The 19006-nt window shown below is 54.7% G+C and carries 18 protein-coding genes; 17 read left to right on the top strand and 1 reads right to left on the bottom strand.

What is annotated here, in order from left to right; genetic code table 11:
• Positions 1-250 precede the first annotated feature (250 nt).
• Together T363_RS0109910 and T363_RS0109905 are read left to right on the top strand one after the other, a co-directional pair.
• A complete protein-coding gene (locus T363_RS0109910) occupies positions 251-1048 on the top strand; it encodes a YlmH family RNA-binding protein (protein ID WP_031475439.1) in 798 nt (265 codons plus the stop codon).
• A gap of 72 nt (positions 1049-1120) precedes the next feature.
• Positions 1121-3202, top strand: a complete 2082-nt coding sequence (locus T363_RS0109905; protein WP_078097001.1) for an S-layer homology domain-containing protein — start codon at positions 1121-1123, stop codon at positions 3200-3202.
• A 92-nt stretch (positions 3203-3294) separates the two neighbouring features.
• Here the strand turns inward: T363_RS0109905 and T363_RS0109900 are convergent, their stop codons facing one another.
• Positions 3295-4605 (bottom strand): alpha-amylase family glycosyl hydrolase, encoded by a 1311-nt coding sequence (locus T363_RS0109900; RefSeq protein ID WP_031475435.1) that lies wholly within the window; start codon positions 4603-4605, stop codon positions 3295-3297.
• 238 nt (positions 4606-4843) lie between these two features.
• Between T363_RS0109900 and rplS the strand changes: the two genes are divergently transcribed.
• The 15 genes from rplS to T363_RS0109820 all read left to right on the top strand — a co-directional run bounded on the left by rplS (position 4844) and on the right by T363_RS0109820 (position 18543).
• Positions 4844-5185 carry a 50S ribosomal protein L19 gene (gene rplS, locus T363_RS0109895; protein ID WP_031475433.1) on the top strand — a complete coding sequence of 114 codons (342 nt, stop codon included), beginning with the start codon at positions 4844-4846 and terminating at the stop codon, positions 5183-5185.
• A 131-nt stretch (positions 5186-5316) separates the two neighbouring features.
• Positions 5317-5892 (top strand): signal peptidase I, encoded by a 576-nt coding sequence (gene lepB, locus T363_RS0109890; RefSeq protein WP_031475431.1) that lies wholly within the window; start codon positions 5317-5319, stop codon positions 5890-5892.
• A 2-nt stretch (positions 5893-5894) separates the two neighbouring features.
• The gene (gene ylqF, locus T363_RS0109885) at positions 5895-6746 is read left to right on the top strand and encodes a ribosome biogenesis GTPase YlqF (protein WP_031475429.1); all 852 of its coding nucleotides are present in this window, start codon (positions 5895-5897) and stop codon (positions 6744-6746) included.
• A gap of 164 nt (positions 6747-6910) precedes the next feature.
• Entirely contained in the window at positions 6911-7528 is a 618-nt protein-coding gene (locus T363_RS0109875; RefSeq protein ID WP_031475427.1) for a ribonuclease HII, read from the top strand.
• Positions 7525-7875 carry a YraN family protein gene (locus tag T363_RS0109870; RefSeq protein ID WP_031475425.1) on the top strand — a complete coding sequence of 117 codons (351 nt, stop codon included), beginning with the start codon at positions 7525-7527 and terminating at the stop codon, positions 7873-7875. The genes T363_RS0109875 and T363_RS0109870 overlap by 4 nt, the downstream gene beginning before the upstream one ends.
• A 2-nt stretch (positions 7876-7877) precedes the next feature.
• Positions 7878-8849 (top strand): dipeptidase, encoded by a 972-nt coding sequence (locus tag T363_RS0109865; protein WP_031475423.1) that lies wholly within the window; start codon positions 7878-7880, stop codon positions 8847-8849.
• 18 nt (positions 8850-8867) lie between these two features.
• Positions 8868-10361 carry a threonine synthase gene (gene thrC, locus T363_RS0109860; protein WP_031475421.1) on the top strand — a complete coding sequence of 498 codons (1494 nt, stop codon included), beginning with the start codon at positions 8868-8870 and terminating at the stop codon, positions 10359-10361.
• Between the two features lie 2 nt (positions 10362-10363).
• Positions 10364-11065 carry a metallophosphoesterase gene (locus T363_RS0109855; protein WP_031475419.1) on the top strand — a complete coding sequence of 234 codons (702 nt, stop codon included), beginning with the start codon at positions 10364-10366 and terminating at the stop codon, positions 11063-11065.
• An 81-nt stretch (positions 11066-11146) separates the two neighbouring features.
• Positions 11147-12475, top strand: coding sequence for a trigger factor (tig, locus tag T363_RS0109850; RefSeq protein ID WP_031475417.1), 1329 nt, complete (start codon positions 11147-11149; stop codon positions 12473-12475).
• A 143-nt stretch (positions 12476-12618) separates the two neighbouring features.
• Positions 12619-13200: an ATP-dependent Clp endopeptidase proteolytic subunit ClpP gene (gene clpP / locus T363_RS0109845; protein WP_031475415.1), complete on the top strand. Its 582-nt coding sequence runs from the start codon at positions 12619-12621 to the stop codon at positions 13198-13200.
• Between the two features lie 31 nt (positions 13201-13231).
• On the top strand, positions 13232-14548 hold the full coding sequence (gene clpX, locus T363_RS0109840; RefSeq protein ID WP_051643214.1) for an ATP-dependent Clp protease ATP-binding subunit ClpX: 1317 nt from the start codon (positions 13232-13234) through the stop codon (positions 14546-14548).
• Positions 14549-14692: 144 nt separating this feature from the next.
• Positions 14693-17104, top strand: coding sequence for an endopeptidase La (lon, locus tag T363_RS0109835; RefSeq protein WP_031475411.1), 2412 nt, complete (start codon positions 14693-14695; stop codon positions 17102-17104).
• A complete protein-coding gene (gene yihA / locus T363_RS0109830) occupies positions 17101-17727 on the top strand; it encodes a ribosome biogenesis GTP-binding protein YihA/YsxC (RefSeq protein WP_242840258.1) in 627 nt (208 codons plus the stop codon). The genes lon and yihA overlap by 4 nt, the downstream gene beginning before the upstream one ends.
• The gene (locus tag T363_RS0109825) at positions 17727-18119 is read left to right on the top strand and encodes a hypothetical protein (protein ID WP_031475407.1); all 393 of its coding nucleotides are present in this window, start codon (positions 17727-17729) and stop codon (positions 18117-18119) included. Before yihA ends, T363_RS0109825 begins: the two co-directional genes overlap by 1 nt.
• A 97-nt stretch (positions 18120-18216) precedes the next feature.
• Entirely contained in the window at positions 18217-18543 is a 327-nt protein-coding gene (locus tag T363_RS0109820; RefSeq protein ID WP_031475405.1) for an SCP2 sterol-binding domain-containing protein, read from the top strand.
• Positions 18544-19006 lie beyond the last annotated feature (463 nt).

Below are 19006 nucleotides of genomic sequence, written 5' to 3'. Positions count from 1 at the left end.
CATCCAATAGAAAATTGCAGTAAACTGCAATTTTCATAAAAACCCGCGACCGGTGCGTGGGTTTTTATACAAGGGGACGGAGAATTGTGCCCGAAGGGCGCGGTTCGCAGTCGCAAATTCGATCGAAAGCGTGGTGTCGATCGAGAGACTGTTCAGCAGAACGGGCGGGGAAGTCCGTTTTTCATCACATATAGCCCGCAGACAGAGGATGTTCTGCGGTGTGGCATAAAGGGAATGGGGACCGACGGATTTGAAAACGAAACATGAGATTTTGGCTGCGCTGGCGCACACTGCGGAAGAGCGGCTGCTGTTGGCTGGTTTGCTGGATCAGGAGCAGATCTGTATGACACGCAGCTATATGACCCGCACGCGCTTTTTATCCATGGCAGAGCGTGCATTGTGCGCGGATGCAGTCCGGTTGGCAGGGGCAGGCGGCCATGCCCTGTTCTGGGGCGGATATGAGGATGCCGAACGCGGCGTTTACCTGTTTTATCCGGATTATATGGAGGAAGAAGACGCCCGCGCTGCTGCGCCGCTTGCCCTGCTGCGCGCCCGTAAGTGTAAGGGAGATACGCTGACGCATCGGGATTATCTGGGGGCGCTGATGGGGCTGCAGATCGACCGGTCGGTGATCGGGGATATTCTGGTGCACGAGGATGGTGCGGATATTCTGGTGCTGGAGGAAATGGCGGAATTTATTTTACTGCATTTTGCCAAGGCCGGCAGAAAACAGATTTCGCTGACGCGTGAGGCGCTCAGCGATCTGCGCGTCCCTGTGGCAGAGGAAAAGGAGGGAAGCGGATCGGTTGCGTCTCCACGGCTGGATAGTGTTGCGGCGCTGGTTTTCGGTTTGCCGCGCAAAACAGCGCAGGAGCGGATCGAAAAAGGGTTGGTGTATCTGAACAATATGCCATGCCTGAAGCCGGAACGGCAGGTGCAGGAGGGAGACCGCTTGACGGTGCGCGGTGCGGGACGGGCACGGATCACAGTATTTGGCGGTACCAGCCGCAAGGGCAGGATATTTGTAGGCTTTGTAAAAAATACATGAAAAGAATGGTAGTTGTCAAAAATATTTTTGTATGCTATACTGAATGTAGCATTCAATAAAGGGCGTGTTGATATGAGAAAGAGACTGTTATCCGCATTGTTGTGCGCCGTGCTGCTGGCAGGGATGATTCCGGCGGCTCATGCATCGGATTTAAGCGGGCATTGGGCCAAAGAATACATTGAATATCTGGATCGCGAGGGTGTGATCAACCCAAGCCAGACGACCGGCAAATACGAGCCGGATCGCGCGATGACCCGTGCGGAGTTTATGCGCTATATCAACCGGGCGTTTCATTTTACTGAGATGACAGCGATTTCTTATACCGATGTTTCAAAAAATGCGTGGTATTATGATACTGTCCGGATTGCGGTCAAATACGGCTATATCAACGGGGTTGCGGCAAACCGTATGGATCCGCAGGGAAAAGTTACCCGTGAACAGGCGGCAGTGATCATTGGACGGCTGTTCAAGGCTGATCCGGGCAATGTTACGGCGGCTGATCTGCCGTTTACCGACAAGGGAGCGGTGTCCTCCTGGGCAGCGGCTTATATCAAGGCAGCGGCAGATAAGGGGATCCTCGGCGGTTACAGCGACGGCACGTTCAAGCCGCAGCGCGTGGTAACGCGCGGCGAGGTGGCAAAGATCCTGTACTATTATATGGGCACGTCGCTTTCCACGGCAGGCAAAGCATATACCGCAGCCGATCTGAAAACGGATACTCAAAATGTGACCATTTCGGAAAGCTGCACATTGTCCGATGTGACCGTTCCCGGCGATTTGTATATTACAGAGGGTGTGGGATCGGATGCGGTCACGCTGACCAATGTGATTGTTGAAGGGTCGCTGATTGTATCCGGTGGTACAGTAACAATGATAAATACGACGAGCGATCATGTGATCGTATCGTCTCCGATGGGGCGCCTGCTGCAGGTAACTGCAACGGGCGCTGCCCATATTGGGGAGGTTGAGGTGCAGACCGCGGCCGCTCTTTATGAAAAATCTCTTTCGGGCGCTGAGGAACGGGGGTTTACGAATATTCTGGTGAACGGCAACAGCCGTGTTTCGCTGACTGTGGATGCAGCAGTGGATGAAATGGTCCTTGTGGGGGAAGCGACAGTCAGCATGACGGCGAAAAGCTCGGTTTACCGGATGGAAGCGCACAAAGCGGCATCCGTTACCGGATATGGCACGGTATACCGTGCGGAGATCCGTGCGCCGGGTGTAAGCTTTGCCAGCAGTGTCACGGTGTCCGGCTATACGCTGGCTGACGGCATAACAGCAACCATTGGCGGACAGACAGTGAATACTTCGAGCGAGGCAGGCGTATCGCCTGATTGCATTGCAGTGGATCATGACAAGCCGGAAACAATAGGAAGCGGAGCGGAGATCACAGTTCCGGCGGATGTTTCGGTCACCTCGGTAAACTGCAACGGCAGAACCTTGTCGGAGAGAATCGACTATACGAAAACGCAGAAAGGCGTCCGTGTGCAGGCTGCATACCTGAACAGTCTGCCCGTGGGGGAGCATCGGTTGATGCTGCGTCTGTCGGACGGAGCACAGGTGAGCGTTGTGATAAAGGTCAGTGGCGGCACAGAGCAGCAACACGTGCCGCAGGCCGTGTTCGACCGGTATTATCAGGCAAGCGGGTTCGCGGATGTGCGTTTACGGACGGAGGGGGTATCCCGGAAGGAGGATATCCAGTCTGTTGTGCTGGGTCTCTCTAAAATTGATTTTTCGTTCGACCGCACAGCGGGGGCGCTGATCCTGCGGCGCGGTGTGCTGGCGCAGCTGCGTGCCGGTACCTATACGATATCGGTGGATTTGCAAAACGGCAGCCGGCAGGCGTTTGATTTGCGGGTAACCGACTCAACGCCGGAAAACACATCGGCGACGGTGGCGGAGTACAACACATTTTCGCCGGTTGAACCCAGACTGCCACTGCCGCTTGACAAATGGACTGTGCGCAGCGTGACAGCGATGAAAAACGGGTCAGTGCAAACGCTGGCGGCTGGTATGGATTACATGTTGCAGTCCCGGTCGCTTATGCTGACCAAGGCAGCCTTGGAGCGCTTCCGCCGTGCGGACGGTTATGTGGAGTTTTTGGTTACCTTGTCGGACAATAGTGTGCACACTTTGGTGGTGGATTACATTTAGCTGAAGAGGTCGTGATTTTCTGAAATGATAAGCGCCTATGCAGAGGGAGCCTGCATAGGCGCTTCGTTTGTTGGTGCAGACCCGCAAGAAGGTCAGCGTTCGCACTGCCAGAAAAAAGCAGAGTACGGGGGCAGTTCGCTGCCGCCGCCGAAATCATGCATTTCTCCGGTGATCAGATCGACGGCGCGGCCGCAGCGCGCATCGAAATGCGCCGTATAGGGCTCGCTGTCGATATTGACGGCAATCAGCACGCGCTCTCCATCGCAGATGCGTTCCCAGACGCACTGCTTATTCGTCAGGACGAGCTGCTTAAAATCGCCGTGGCACAGGGCTTTGCTGCTGCGATGCGCTTTGACCATGGCGGCGATACGGTCGGTCAGCCCGTTCCATTCGGGCGTTTCGAATGAAGGGCGCAGGGCGTCGTCTCCCTGATGTTTTTCGCCGAATGTGCCCCATTCGCTGCCGTAATAAATGCAGGGGATGCCCGGCATACCGAACAGCAGCGCATAAAGGAGCGGCAGATGCGCGGGATTTTGCAGGATAGAGGCGGCGCGCGTGACATCGTGGTTGTCAACAAAGGAGAGCAGATGCTTGCCGCGGTACAGCGTCCAGTTTTCCGGGCCGAACTGCCGCAGCAGGGAGTGGGTGATCTCGAACAGATTCATGCTGTTGAGCGAGGAATATAAACCCTTATAGCACTCGTAATTGGTGCAGGAGTGCAGCTTATCATCGCTGACAAATTGGTTGTAATCGCCGTGAAGCAGTTCGCCCACAAGAAAGAAATCCGGCTTGAGCGTGTTGCAGAATGCGCGGAGCTGACGGATAAAGTCCTGATCCAGGCAGTAAGCGACATCCAGACGCAGGCCGTCGATATCGAACGCCTCCACCCAGCCGCGGATACAGTCGAAAATGTGCTGCACGACCATAGGATTGCGCAGATTAAGGCGGACCAGCTCGTAGTGGCCTTCCCAACCCTCATACCAGAAGCCGTCGTTATAACCGGAGTTTCCTTCAAAGGAGATGTGGAACCAGTCTTTATAGGGGGAGTCCCATTTTTTCTCCTGCACGTCGCGGAAGGCCCAGAAGCCGCGGCCAACATGATTGAACACGCCGTCCAGCACAACACGGATACCGTTTTCATGAAGGGTTTTGCAGACAGCGGCAAAATCCTGATTGGTGCCGAGACGGCAGTCTACTTTGCGGAAATCGCGCGTATCATAGCCATGGCTGTCGGATTCGAAGATGGGAGAGAAGTACACTGCGTTGCAGCCGAGCTTGGCGATATGCGCGGCCCAGTCGCCCGCCTTGCGGATGCGCGGAACGGTGACGCCGTCGTTGCTCTGCGGCGCGCCGCAGAAGCCGATCGGATAGATTTGATAGAATACGCTTTCATAAGCCCACATGGTATCGAGCTCCTTTACAAATAAAGTTCATTTATAGTATACTATAAACCGAATACACGGCACAAGTATACAGTTCGCGCACCGGTGGATATTTTTCGAAAAAAATGCTTGCAAAGAATGATGGGATATGATATGATATTTCGGTAACACGGGCATTCCTCTGCTTATTTATGGCAGCATGGTTTTCTCTGCCGGAGAAATAGGGCAAGAATGTCTAAGACGAAAGGATGACTGAAAAATGGATCTGGTCAAAGTACTGTCCGAGCAGCAGCTGAAGAGCGACCTGCCGGAGCTGAAGATCGGTGATACCGTAAAGGTACACGCAAAGATCAAGGAAGGCAACCGTGAGCGTATTCAGGTGTTCGAAGGCATCATCATTGCCAAGAAGCACACCGGCGTAAACCAGACGGTTACCGTTCGCCGCATTTCTTACGGCGTAGGCGTTGAGAAGACTTTCCCGGTACACTCCCCGAACGTTGCGAAGTTCGAGGTTGTACGCAGCGGTAAGGTTCGCCGTGCTAAGCTGTACTACCTGCGCGGCCGCGTAGGCAAGGCTGCTAAGGTTGCAGAAAAGGTTTGATTTGTCAAAACTACAAAAACGGGGAGCGTTTTGCTCCCCGTTTTTGCATTTTGTAAAACGGATTGGCACTTGCGCGTATGCGCAGATACAGATATAATAAAATTGTATGTTTGCAGCTTGGAGGGATTATCATGCAGGAAACGCAGACAGAAGGGAAGAAAAAACAGGAAGGCCGCTTTTCCAGTGAACTGTTCGGCTGGGGTGAATCCCTGATGGTCGTGCTGATTTTTTTTGTAGTGGTTTTCACATTTTTTGTACGGCTGATCGGGGTGGATGGTACTTCGATGTATCCGACATTGGAAGACCGCAGCATCATGCTGGTCAGTAACTGGAGCTATGAGCCGGAAAAGGGCGATATTGTGGTGCTCCGTAAAGAGGGCTTTTATCGGGATCAGCCGATCGTGAAACGCATTATTGCGGTCGGCGGCGATACGGTTGATATCGATCCGGTCACGGGGGATGTGCTGGTCAACGGCGCAGTGTTAGATGAACCGTATATCGCGGAAAAAATCAATACACTGGAAAAAATGGGTGATATGGTCTATCCGCAGACCGTGCCGGAGGGTAGTGTATTCGTAATGGGTGATAACCGCAACTACTCCACAGACAGTCGCTGGAGTCAGTTGGGCATGGTGGATGAACGATATATTTTAGGACACGTGCTGCGTGTTGTCTACCCGTTGGACAGATTTGGAACGGTGGCATAACGATGAATATTCAGTGGTATCCCGGTCATATGACCAAAACCCGCCGCCAGATGGCGGAGTATATCAAGCAGGTGGATGCGGTGTGCGAGGTTGTCGATGCACGCATCCCGCAGGTGTCACGCAACCCGGATATGGATGAGATCGCAGCGGGCAAGCCCAGACTGATCATCCTCAACCGGATCGATCTGGCCGACCCGCAGAAAACCGCAGAGTGGGCGAAATACTTCCGCAGTCAGGGCATGGCAGTGATCGAAACAGACAGCCGTGCAGGCACGGGCACGCAGGCGTTTGCAAACGCGGTGCGCACACTGCTGGCGGATAAGATCGCGCAATGGAACGAAAAGGGGCTTGTGGGCAAAGCGGTGCGCGTGATGGTGGTCGGCATTCCGAATGTGGGCAAGTCCACCTTTATCAACCGTATTCTGGGACGAAAATCCGCGAAGGCAGCGGATAAGCCGGGCGTGACCCGCGGCAGCCAGTGGTTCCGGGTGGAAAGCGGCATTGACCTGCTGGATACGCCGGGTATCCTGTGGCCCAAGTTTGAGGATGAGCGTGTGGGTATCCTGCTGGCCTGTACCGGAGCGATCAAAGACGATATTCTTGATGTGGAAACGCTGGGCTGTAAGCTGATGGAGCTGCTTGCTGTGCAGGCGCCGCAGGCAATCATTGAACGGTACGGCATCTCGATTCCGGAGGAGAGCGATTTCCTCGGTTATGCGCTTTTGCAGCAGGCCGGGCGGCGGCGCGGCTTTTTGCTGCGCGGCGGAGAGATCGATACCGAACGCATGGCGCATATCCTGCTGGATGAATTCCGCGGCGGCGTGCTGGGACGGATCACGCTCGAAAGCGTATAGGGGAGCGCACAAGGCGCTTTCTATTCTAAGACGGCTTTTGGAGGATGCCGCGCACGGTGCCCGAAGCCGGAGGATAGGATTGGCGTATACGCTGTGGATCGTGATGAAAATTGCATGGCAATTTTCCATTTTGTTTGCGCGTTTGTGCGTGGAGATTTGATGATATGACATGGGAATTTGAAGAAAAAGCATGGGCGCAGGGGTATGCGTCGGTGTGCGGCGTGGATGAGGCCGGGCGCGGGCCGATTGCCGGACCGGTATGTGCAGCAGCGGTGATCCTGCCAGCCGGTATTGTGATCGACGGGCTGAACGACTCCAAAAAGCTCAGCGAAAAAAAACGCGAGATGCTGTTCGATGCGATTACCGAACAGGCGCTTGCATGGTCGGTATCGCTGGTGGATGAGCGCGTGATCGATGAGATCAATATTTTGCAGGCTACCTACCGTGCGATGCGGCAGGCGGTTGAGGGGCTGACCCGCCCGGCGGATTTTGCCTATGTGGACGGCAACCGTTCGGAAGGGCTGTGTATCCCGCATGCCTGTGTGGTTTCCGGGGATGCCAAGGTGCCGTCGGTGGCGGCGGCCTCTATTGTGGCGAAGGTAACGCGTGACCGTCTGATGCGGCAGTTCGCCGAGCGTTATCCGCAGTACGGTTTTGAAAAGCATAAGGGGTATGAGACAAAAGCGCATGACGAGGCGCTGCTGATGCACGGCCCCTGTCCGATCCACCGGCAGACCTTTTTGAAAAAATTCTATCAAAAGCATCCCGAGGCGCCGCGGTGAGGGGCGCGTGGGGAGAATCGGCCGCCTGTGCGTTTCTCGAGCACCGGGGTTACCGGATTGAGATGCGGAATTTCCGCACGCGGTTTGGAGAAATCGACATGATCGCGGTGCAGGGGCAATATATTGTTTTTGTTGAGGTCAAAACGCGGAAGGATGACCGGTTTGCCGCTGCCCGTGAATTCGTTACGCCGCAAAAGCAGGCGCGCATCCTTGCGGCAGCGCAGGAGTGGCTGCAGAGCCATCCTACGCGCCTGCAGCCGCGCTTCGATGTGATCGAGGTGTACGGCACGGAGGACAGTCCGCTGCCGCCGCGGATTCATCATTGGGAAAATGCGTTTGGAGGGTGAGAATGAAGCTGTTCGATCTGCACTGCGACACCCTGTATGAATGCTGCGAGACCGGCCGGGTGCTGCGGGAAAATGATCTGCACATCAACCGGCCGGCAGTGCAGCAGTATGCGCACTATGCACAGTTTTTTGCCTTGTTCTGCGGTGCGCGCGCACCGGACGGAGCGGCAGCACGGACGCGCCGCTGCCTGCTGGATACCCCGCCGGAGGAGCGGTTTGACCGAATGCTGCAGACGGCCCGCCGGGAGTTTGCGGCAAATGCAGACTGGCTGACGCCCTGCACTTCTGCGGCGGAGCTGGATGCAGCGGCACGTGCGGGCAAAGCGGCGGCGTTCCTTTCTGTTGAAGGGGCAGAGCTGCTGCCCGACCGGGAGGATGCCTTGCAAATTGCTTATGATGCGGGTGTGCGCATGATCGCACCGGTTTGGAACCGCTGCAGCCGGTTTGGCTGTCCTGCGTCGGTGGATCAGGAGCAAGGTCTGACCGGAACGGGGCGCAGGCTTGTGCAGGATTGTGCGGCGCGCGGGATCATTGTAGACGTATCCCATCTGTCCGAAAAGGGCTTTTGGGAGGTGTGTGAGGCGATCGATCAGCCGTTTACGGCGTCACACAGCAATGCGCGCGGCCTGTGCCGGCATCCGCGCAATCTGACCGACCGGCAGTTTGCAGAGATCGCGCGGCGCGGCGGATTGGTCGGCATCAATCTGTACACCCCATTTCTGGTGCGGCAGAGTGATTCGTCGATTGATGATGTGATCGATCATATTGAGCGCTTTCTCGGTCTGTATGGGGAGAAAACCGTTGCACTGGGCTGCGATTTTGACGGGTGCGACCTGCTGCCCGCCGGGATCGACGGTGCAGCCGACTTGTACCGTCTGGCTGACCGTATGAGCGCACTGGGCTACACACAGCAAACCGTGGACGATCTGTTCTACGAGAATGCATATAGGTTTATACAAAAAATGCTGGGATAACAGCGGAGGTATCAGATGATGGAATATGTAAGCACAAGGGATAAATCCCGCAAGGTATCTGCGGCTTATGCAATCGCCAACGGCATCGCACCGGACGGCGGCCTGTATTGCCCGACCTCGTTTCCAACGCTTGCGGCGGAGGACTGGCATGCATTGGCCAATATGGATTACAAGGGCCGCTCGGCGCTGGTGCTCGGCAAATTTCTGACCGACTTTTCGGCAGAGGAGCTGGCGGGGTACGCGGCAAAGGCTTATGCAGACGATAAATTCGGCGGGAAGGATACGGCGCCGGTTGTGCCGCTTGCCGATGGCAAGCATATGCTTGAGCTGTGGCACGGCCCGACCTGCGCGTTTAAGGATATGGCGTTGCAGATGCTGCCGCATTTGCTGACCGCTTCGCTGCGCAAAACCGGCGAGACCCGTACGGCCTGCATTCTGGTTGCTACCTCGGGCGACACGGGGAAGGCGGCGCTGGATGGATTCCATGATGTGGAAGGTACAAAGATCATGGTGTATTATCCGGTGGATGGTGTTTCCCCGATGCAGAAGCTGCAAATGGTCACGCAGAAGGGAGAAAATGTTGAGGTTGTAGCGATCCGCGGCAATTTTGACGATGCGCAGAGTGCAGTCAAGCGCATTTTCACCGATGAGGCAACGCGCGCGGCGCTCGATCGGGATGGTATGATGCTCTCTTCCGCCAACTCGATCAACTGGGGCCGTCTTGCGCCGCAGATTGCATATTATATTTCCGCCTACTGCGATATGGTGCAGTCCGGCGCGGTGAAAATGGGCGGAAAGATCAACATTTGTGTGCCGACCGGCAACTTCGGCAACATTCTGGCAGCATATATCGCAAAGCGGATGGGGCTGCCGGTGAACAAGCTGATCTGCGCCTCCAACCGCAATAATGTGCTGACCGACTTTTTCAAAAAGAACGGTACGTACGATAAAAACCGTGATTTTTACACCACATCCTCACCGTCGATGGATATTTTGATCTCCTCCAATCTGGAACGCCTGCTGTTCATGGCTTCCGGGCAGGATGACCGGATGGTGGCAGAGCTGATGGAACGTCTGTCCGAAGATGGCAGCTATCAGGTTGCAGCAGAGGTTTTTGAAAAGATATCTGCGGACTTTGATGCGGGCTGCTGCGAGGATGCGCAGGCAGCGGAAACCATCCGCACCCTGTGGGAGCAGGAGCATTACCTGTGCGATACGCATACGGCGGTAGCGGTTCGCGTATACGAGGAGTACCGTGCCCGCACCGGCGACGAAACGCCGACGGTGATTGCTTCGACGGCATCGCCGTTCAAGTTCTGCCGCGCGGTGATCGAAGCGCTCGGCGGCACGCTGGAGCGGGATGATATTTCGCAGCTGGCGGTATTGTCCGGGCTGACCGGTGTGGAGGCACCTGCGCCGCTGGCCGCTCTGGCAGATCAGGCGCCGCGCTTTGACCGTGTGGTGGATAAGGCGGAAATCCTTTCTACGGTTGCGCTGCTGAAGGGTCTGTAAGCATGGCGCTTTATACGCTGGCAGACCTGCATCTGGCAACGGGTGTGGAAAAGCCGATGGATATTTTCGGCGGACGATGGCAGGGATACATGGAAAAGATCGAGCGGCACTGGCGTGCGCTTGTCACGCCGGAGGATACGGTCGTACTGGGCGGCGATATCTCGTGGGGGATCAGCCTGCGGGAAGCCCAAAGCGACTTTGCCTTGATCGACAGCCTGCCGGGGCGCAAGCTGATCCTGAAGGGAAACCACGACCTTTGGTGGGAAACGGCGGCTAAAATGCACCGTTTTTTGCAGGAAAACGGATTCACAAGTATTGATTTTTTACACAATAACTGCTTTTTCTATGAGAAAACGGCATTGTGCGGTACGCGGGGATGGCCGTTTGAAGAGGACTTTTCCGATCCGCACAACGAAAAGATATTCCGGCGTGAGCTAATGCGGCTGGAGGCCTCGCTCAAATGCGGCGCCGAGGGAAAGCCGGAGGAAATCATCTGCTTCCTGCATTATCCGCCGTTGTACGCGAATTTTCGCTGCGGCCCGATGATCGCCCTGATGCAGAAGTACGGCGTGCAGCGCTGCATTTACGGCCACCTGCATTCGGACAGCCTGCGCTGGGCTGTGGAAGGGCAGCAGGAAGGCATCGAGTGGCATCTGGTTTCGGGCGATCATGTGGATTTTACGCCGGTTTTTCTGAAAAAATAGAAAAAACTATGGAAATCCCGAAAATAATCTGGTAGAATAATTTAGATACCATGGAAGTATTCAAGTAAGGAGATTGGCAACATGGAACTGAAAAATACCGAAAAACAGGAGCACAGCATCGTTGCGCTCACCATCGAGGTAACCAAGGCGGAGTTTGAAGCCGCTAAGGACAAGGCATTCAAGAAAACCGGCAAGAATATCACGGTACCGGGCTTCCGCAAGGGTCATGCCCCCCGCAAGATGATCGAGAAGCTGTACGGCGAAGGCGTGTTCTTCGAAGAGGCTTTCAACGTAATATATCCCGAGGCCATTGAAATGGCTGTTGAAAAGGCAGGCATCAAGCCGGTCGGCCGTGCGGACGTAGATCTGGGCGAGCCGGCGGAAGAAGGCGGCCTGACCATCATTGCGAAGATTCCGGTTGAGCCGGAAGTAGAGCTGGGCGAGTACAAGGGCATCGAGGTCGAGAAGGAGACTGTCAAGGTTCCTGCTGCGGACGTGAAGGCGGAGCTGAACCGTTTGGCGCAGCGCAATGCCCGTACCGAAACCGTAGACCGCAAGGCGAAGAAGAACGACACCGTGGACATTGATTTTGAAGGCTCGGTAGATGGTGTTCCGTTCGAGGGCGGCAAGGCAGAGCATCACGAGCTGACGCTCGGTTCCGGCGCGTTTATCCCGGGCTTCGAGGATCAGCTGATCGGCTGCAAGGCGGGCGATGAGAAGGATGTTGTTGTGACCTTCCCGGAGGAGTATCACGCGGAAGAGCTGGCCGGTAAGGAAGCTGTTTTCAAGTGCAAGGTACACAAGGTAGAAGAAACCATCCTGCCGGAGCTGGATGATGAGTTCGCAAAGGATGTATCCGAAACCTGTGAGACGCTGGACGACCTCAAGAAGGAAATCAGCGACCGTCTGAAGAAGGAGCGCCAGCAGGAGGCCGACCATGCCTTCGAGGAAAAGGTGATCGACGGCGTGATCGAAGGGCTGAAGGCCGATATCCCGGAGGCGATGATCGAGAGCCAGGTTGATTCCTTTGTACAGGATTTTGCTTATCGTCTCCAGATGCAGGGCATGCAGCTTGAACAGTATCTGAAGATGACCGGCACGGAGCCGGGCGCTTTCCGTGCGATGTTCCGCGAGCAGTCCGAGCGTCAGGTCAAGAGCCGTCTGGCGCTGGAAAAGGTGGCAGAGCTTGAGAATATCGCAGTTTCCGACAAGGAAGTGGAAGACGAGTATGCTAAGATGGCAGAGCAGTACAACATGGATGTAGAGAAGGTCAAGTCCCTGATCGCGGCTGAGGCCCTGACCCATGACCTGAAGATCTCTGCTGCGCTCGAGTTCCTCAAGAAGAACGCCAAGGTCAAGAAGCCGGCTGCCAAGAAGAAGGCTGCGGATGAGGCTGAAGCCGCAGAGTAATTTCCCCGAGAACATAGAAAAGCCTCCGGAAGACAGGGTCTTTTCTGCGTATGGAATGTGATCGGGGGCATGGTTCCCCTGTCACATTCTTTTCGATGGAAGCGCTGCGCTTCCATCGAGCTTTTTTGAAAGGAGTTTTTTTCGTGAGTTTAGTCCCAATGGTCATTGAACAGACCGGGCGCGGTGAGCGTTCGTTCGATATCTATTCCCGCCTGCTCAATGACCGTATCGTTATGCTTTGCGAAGAAGTCAATGATACGACCGCATCGCTGGTTGTGGCACAGTTGCTGTATCTGGAAGCACAGGATCCGGATAAGGATATTTCGCTGTATATTAACAGTCCGGGCGGTTCGGTTACGGCCGGCATGGCGATCTATGACACCATGAATTATATCAAGTGTGATGTATCGACGATCTGCATCGGTATGGCGGCATCAATGGGTGCGTTCCTGCTGTCTTCTGGTGCGAAGGGCAAGCGCTATGCGCTGCCTAATGCGGAGATCATGATCCATCAGCCCTCTGCCGGTACGCAGGGCCAGATCACCGATATGGCGATCCACCTTAAACGGCTGGAGGTCATCAAAAAACGCATGAACCGGATCCTGTCCGAGAATACCGGTAAGCCGATCGAGGTCGTCACTGCGGATTGCGAGCGCGACAACTTTATGTCCGCAGAGGAAGCGGTGGAATACGGTTTGATCGACAAGGTATTCGACAAACACTGAAAATAAAACCTGATTGAGATAGAGGTGCCGTATGCCGAATTATGATGATAGCAAGACGCTGAAATGCTCGTTCTGCGGCAAGCCGCAGGGACGGGTGCGTAAGCTGATCGCGGGGCCGGGTGTGTATATCTGCGATGAGTGTATCGGTGTATGCACCAGCATTCTGGATGATGAGCTGGACTTTGCGCCGGCCGAAGCAGAGGGCGAGACGCTCTCCCGTCCGGAGCACCTGCCCACCCCGCAGGAATTGAAGGCTGTGCTCGATGAGTATGTTATCGGGCAGGATCGCGCGAAGGTTGCGCTCAGCGTGGCCGTTTATAACCATTACAAGCGCATTTATCACCCGGAGACCGAGGTGGAGCTGCAAAAATCCAATATCCTGATGCTCGGTCCCTCTGGATCGGGCAAGACATTGCTCGCGCAGACGCTTGCCAAGACGCTGCAGGTGCCCTTTGCCATTGCGGATGCGACGACGCTGACCGAGGCCGGGTATGTGGGCGAGGATGTCGAAAACATCCTGCTGCGGCTGATTCAGGCGGCGGATTTTGATATAGAACTGGCGGAGCACGGTATTATTTACGTGGATGAGATCGATAAGATTGCCCGTAAAAGCGAAAATCCCTCGATCACGCGGGATGTTTCGGGTGAAGGCGTGCAGCAGGCGCTGCTCAAAATGCTGGAGGGAACGACGGCTAATGTGCCCCCGCAGGGCGGCCGGAAGCACCCGCATCAGGAGTTCATCCAGATCGACACGACGAATATCCTGTTTATCTGCGGCGGTGCGTTTGATGGGATCGAGGGGATCATCCAGAAGCGTACCGGCAAGCAGGGCATGGGATTCGGTTCAGAAGTCAAGGGAAAGCAGGAGGAACAGACCGACCGTCTGCTGGCGCAGATCGAGCCGCATGATCTGATGAAATTCGGCCTGATCCCGGAGCTGATCGGCCGTCTGCCGGCGATTGTATCGTTGGACACGCTGGACGAAGATGCATTGGTGCGCATTTTGCAGGAGCCGAAGAACGCGCTTGTTAAGCAGTATCAGACCCTGCTTGCATTGGATGGCGTGGAGCTGGCGTTTGAACCGGAAGCACTGCGCAAGGTGGCGGAAACAGCGCTGGCACGCAAGACTGGTGCGCGCGGCCTGCGCGGGGTTCTGGAAAACGTGATGACCGATATCATGTTCCGTATCCCGTCGGATGAAACTGTGTGCCGGGTGACGATTACGCCGGGTGTGATCACAGGTGAGAGTGAGCCGGTAGTTGAGCACGGCGTGCGGAAAGCGCTGCCGTCTGAGCCGAAACCGGATGACCGGCCGCCTCGGCAAAGCAAGCCGGGCAGAAGCGCATAACGCTGAAAAACAGTAAAAATGTGGGCGAAACGTAGGTTTCGCCCGCTTTTTATATTTTATGGCACAGGATACCGCTTTACAAATGGCGGAAAATATACTATACTGACGCTATTAAGCATTTTTCCGCGCATGAGGAGTGTAATTATGACAGAAACGATCGGAACGACGTTCAGCCGCCTGCCGGTGCTGCCGCTGCGTGGGCTGACGGCGTTTCCCCATATGATCATCCACTTCGATGTGGGACGGATGTTATCTATCCGTGCCTTGGAAGCTGCGATGAAAAACGGTCAGACGATTTTTCTGACCGCACAGCGTGAACTGAAAACCGATACCCCGGCACCGGGTGATTTGTACCAGATAGGCACCGTATGCCAGATCCGCCAGATTCTGCGTCTGCCGGGTGACAATATCCGCGTACTGGTAGAAGGTCGCGCGCGTGCGCTGGCGCATCAGTTTACCATGCCGGATGAGGAGGATAAGTGCATCTATGCCGAGGTGGAGGAGCTGGAGGACTATGTGTATGGCGTGACCGAGCGCCGTGCACAGGCGCTGGTCCGCACTGCGCAGGAGCGCTTTGCCGAATACGCGCAGTTGGCGCCGCGCATTTCAACCGATGTGGAGATGACGGTCGCCGAGGGCGGCGATCCGGGCTGGCTGGCGGATTATATTATGCAGAGCCTGTCGGTTGAGGTAGAGGCCAAGCAGGAGGTGCTGGAGGAGCTCAATATCACACGGCGTCTTGCTATGGTGATCCGCTTGCTGGGTGAGGAGACTGAGATCCTCAAGATTGAAAATGAGATTCAGGATGAGCTGAAAACCCAGATGGATAAAAACCAGCGGGAGTATTATCTGCGTGAGCAGATCAAGGTGATCCAAAGCGAACTGGGTGAGCAGGATGCCGCAGCGGAGGCAGAGACCTACCGCGAGCGGATACAGGCACTCAAGCTGCCGCAGGAGTGTGAGGAAAAGCTGCTCAAGGAGGTTGACCGCTTGGCGAAGCTGGGCGGTTCGACGGCAGAGCAGGGCGTGGTGCGCACCTATCTGGATACAGCGCTGGAGCTGCCGTGGAACCGGAAAAGTGATTGTGCGCTTGATTTGGTACAGGCGCAGGCGGTGCTGGACCGGGATCACTACGGCCTGAAAAAGGTCAAGGAACGGATTATGGAGTTTTTGGCCGTTAAGACGCTGGCACCGGAGCTGAAAGGGCAGGTGTTGTGCTTGGTCGGCCCGCCGGGTGTAGGCAAAACTTCGGTTGCCCGTTCTGTGGCAGAGGCGATGGGACGAAGCTATGCGCGTTTGAGCTTGGGCGGCGTGCGGGATGAGGCGGATATCCGCGGCCACCGCAAGACCTATATTGGTGCGATGCCCGGGCGCATCATAGATGCTGTCCGCCGCGCAGGCACGTCCAATCCGCTTATTTTGCTGGACGAGATCGATAAGATGGGGAATGATTTTCGCGGTGATCCGGCATCGGCGATGCTGGAGGTGCTGGATGTGGAGCAGAATAATGCCTTCCGCGATCATTACATTGAACTGCCGTTTGATTTGTCGGACGTATTGTTTTTGACGACGGCAAACGATCTGTCCACGGTGCCGCGTCCGCTGCTGGATCGCATGGAGGTGATCGAGCTTTCCTCCTATACGGCAGAGGAAAAGCGGCAGATCGCGCTGCATCATCTGCTGCCCAAGCAGATGGAAAAACATGGGCTGAAAAGAAGCCAGATGGTGCTGAGCGAAAAGATGCTGGATGCAGTGATCGCGGGGTACACGCGGGAGGCCGGCGTGCGCCGGTTGGAGCAGATTTTGGCGAAGCTGTGTCGGAAGGCGGCAAAGCACATTGCAGACGGCGGACGCCGCCTGACGGTATCGGAAAAAAATCTGGAATCCCTGCTGGGTGTAGCGCCGTATAAGGAAGATGCTGTTTCCAAAAAGGATGCGGTTGGCATTGTCAACGGTCTGGCATGGACGAGCGTAGGCGGCGAGATGCTGGAAGTGGAAGCGGCGGTGATCCCGGGATCGGGCAAAATTGAGGTAACGGGCAATCTGGGCACCGTGATGCAGGAAAGTGCGAAGGCGGCGGTCACGTTTGTGCGTTCGCGCGCACAAGCGCTTGCGATCGATCCGATGTTCTACAAGGAGAACGATTTGCATATTCATTTCCCGGAAGCGGCGATCCCGAAGGATGGCCCTTCGGCGGGCGTGACGATCACAACGGCGCTGATTTCGGCCTTGACCGGTGCACCGGTACGGCATGATGTTGCGATGACGGGCGAGGTCACGCTGCGCGGGCGTGTTCTGCCGATCGGCGGATTGCGGGAAAAGACCATGGCAGCGTATCGCGCCGGAATCAAAACGGTCGTTATCCCAAAGGATAATGAAGCGGATTTGCAGGATATTGAGCCGGTCGTGCGTGAGAACATTTGCTTTGTAGCGGCATCCCACATGGATACCGTGTTGGAAACGGCGATCGATTTTTCCCGTAGACCGGTGATACATACGGAGACCTCCGGCATGGTGCGGTCCGCGGATGGCAATGCAACGGCGGTGGTACAATGATGATGGAAAAACAACAGCAAAACAGACCGAATCTGCACAACGCGGTGTTTCTGCGCTCGGCGGTAAAAGTGGCAGATTTTCCAATGGATGACCGGCCGCAGATCGTATTTGCGGGAAAATCCAATGTGGGAAAAAGTTCGGTCATCAATAAACTGCTTGGACGGAAAAATTTTGCGCGCGTCAGTGCGCAGCCGGGCAAGACAGTTCATATCAACTATTTTGATATTGATAAACAACTGTATCTGGTCGATCTGCCGGGATACGGTTATGCACGTGTGTCCAAGGCGGAGCAGCAGCGGTGGGGTATGTTGATGGAGGAGTATTTTGCACTTGATCTGCTCACTCTTGGCGTACAGATCGTGGATATCCGCCATAAACCGACGCGGGATGATATGACGATGGCGGATTGGTTCCGTGCCTCGGGCAAGCCGTGGCTGGTTATTGCGAACAAGCTGGATAAAATCAAAAAAAGTCAAATAGAAGGCAATATCGCTGTCATCCGGGAAACGCTTCTGCTGCCGGAAGAGGTGGAAGTTCTGCCGTTCTCTGCGGAGAAGGGAATCGGGCGCGAAGAGGCGTTAACGCGTATATTTGACCATACCGGAAAGGAAGACGTGGAATAATGGATTTTTTGCGACGCTTCATGGCAGGGCGCTATGGCAGTGATCAATTGAATAATGCACTGTTGGTGCTGGGTCTGGCTTTGCTGCTGGTCGAATGGCTGACCCGCTGGACTTGGATGGGGATCTTCATCATGGCCCTGCTCATTTTGTGCTATTTTCGCATGTTTTCCCGTAATATTCAGGCGCGGTATGCAGAAAATCAAAAGTTTATGAAGTGGTGGGGGCCGGTATCTGTTCGTATGCAAAATGCACGGATACGGTTTGCTGATCGCAAGACCCATCGGTATTTCAAGTGCCCGCAGTGCAAACAGCGTTTGCGTGTTCCCAAGGGGAAGGGGAAAATCAATATCACTTGTCCGCATTGCCATACGCAGTTTGTTCGGAAAACATGAAAAACGGTGATATAGTCGGCAAATACATAAATTGGGCTTGCAATTTTCGGTGAAAAAAGTATAATAGAGGTAACAAAATGTCCAGGGGGTGTTTCCAATGACCGTTGATCAGTTGATTGGGAAAATTTACAATAAGCTCAGCAAGGCGGATATTGCCGGAACGCAGGGGAGAATTGCGATCCAGTTTAATCTGACGGGTAAGGTTGCAGGTGTTTTTTACATCGAGATCTTAAACGGCGTTTTGTCGGTGATGCCGTATGAGTACATTGACCGTGATGCTTGTGTATCCGGCAGCCTCACAAACATTGAAAAGGTGTTGGGCGGTAAAATGGTACCGCAGGTTGCTATTGCTGAGGGGAAACTCAAGGTAGAGGGCAATGTGGACAAGGTTATGGTACTGGTCGAGTTACTGAAAAAAAGCTAATTTGATCCTGTAAAAGCACAATATCCGTCCGTTTGAACAAAAACGGACGGATATTTTTGTATAGACTGAATCTTGACATAGTGAAGTAGAATTAAGTAATATATATAAAATACTCTTTTACCCCTAAACCCCTCGAAAAAAGTAGTTGACAATGCGGGGGAGGAGGAGTATACTAAATGAGCTGTCCCGGAAGGGGCGGCGGCCCGGAAAAAAGATTTGGAAAAAACGAAAAAAGTTGTTGACAAATCCGGAACGGGCTGATATACTGAATAGGCTGCTTCAAAAAGAGGCGGCGGTCAGAAAAGTTCGAAAAACGGCAGGAAAGCTTCGGAAATCTTGAAAAAAGATTGAAAAAAGTTCTTGACAAAACGAACTGAGTATGATAAACTAAGAAAGCTGCCAACGCAGCGGATTGTACCTTGTAAATTAAACAACGAAAAAGCTTAACACTTGAAAGAGTGTG

It is taken from the genome of Agathobaculum desmolans ATCC 43058 (genome assembly GCF_000701665.1).
GTDB classification, from domain to species: domain Bacteria; phylum Bacillota; class Clostridia; order Oscillospirales; family Butyricicoccaceae; genus Agathobaculum; species Agathobaculum desmolans.
The sequence above is the reverse complement of the archived record's forward strand: the minus strand, read 5'-3'. Positions and strand labels throughout refer to the sequence as shown.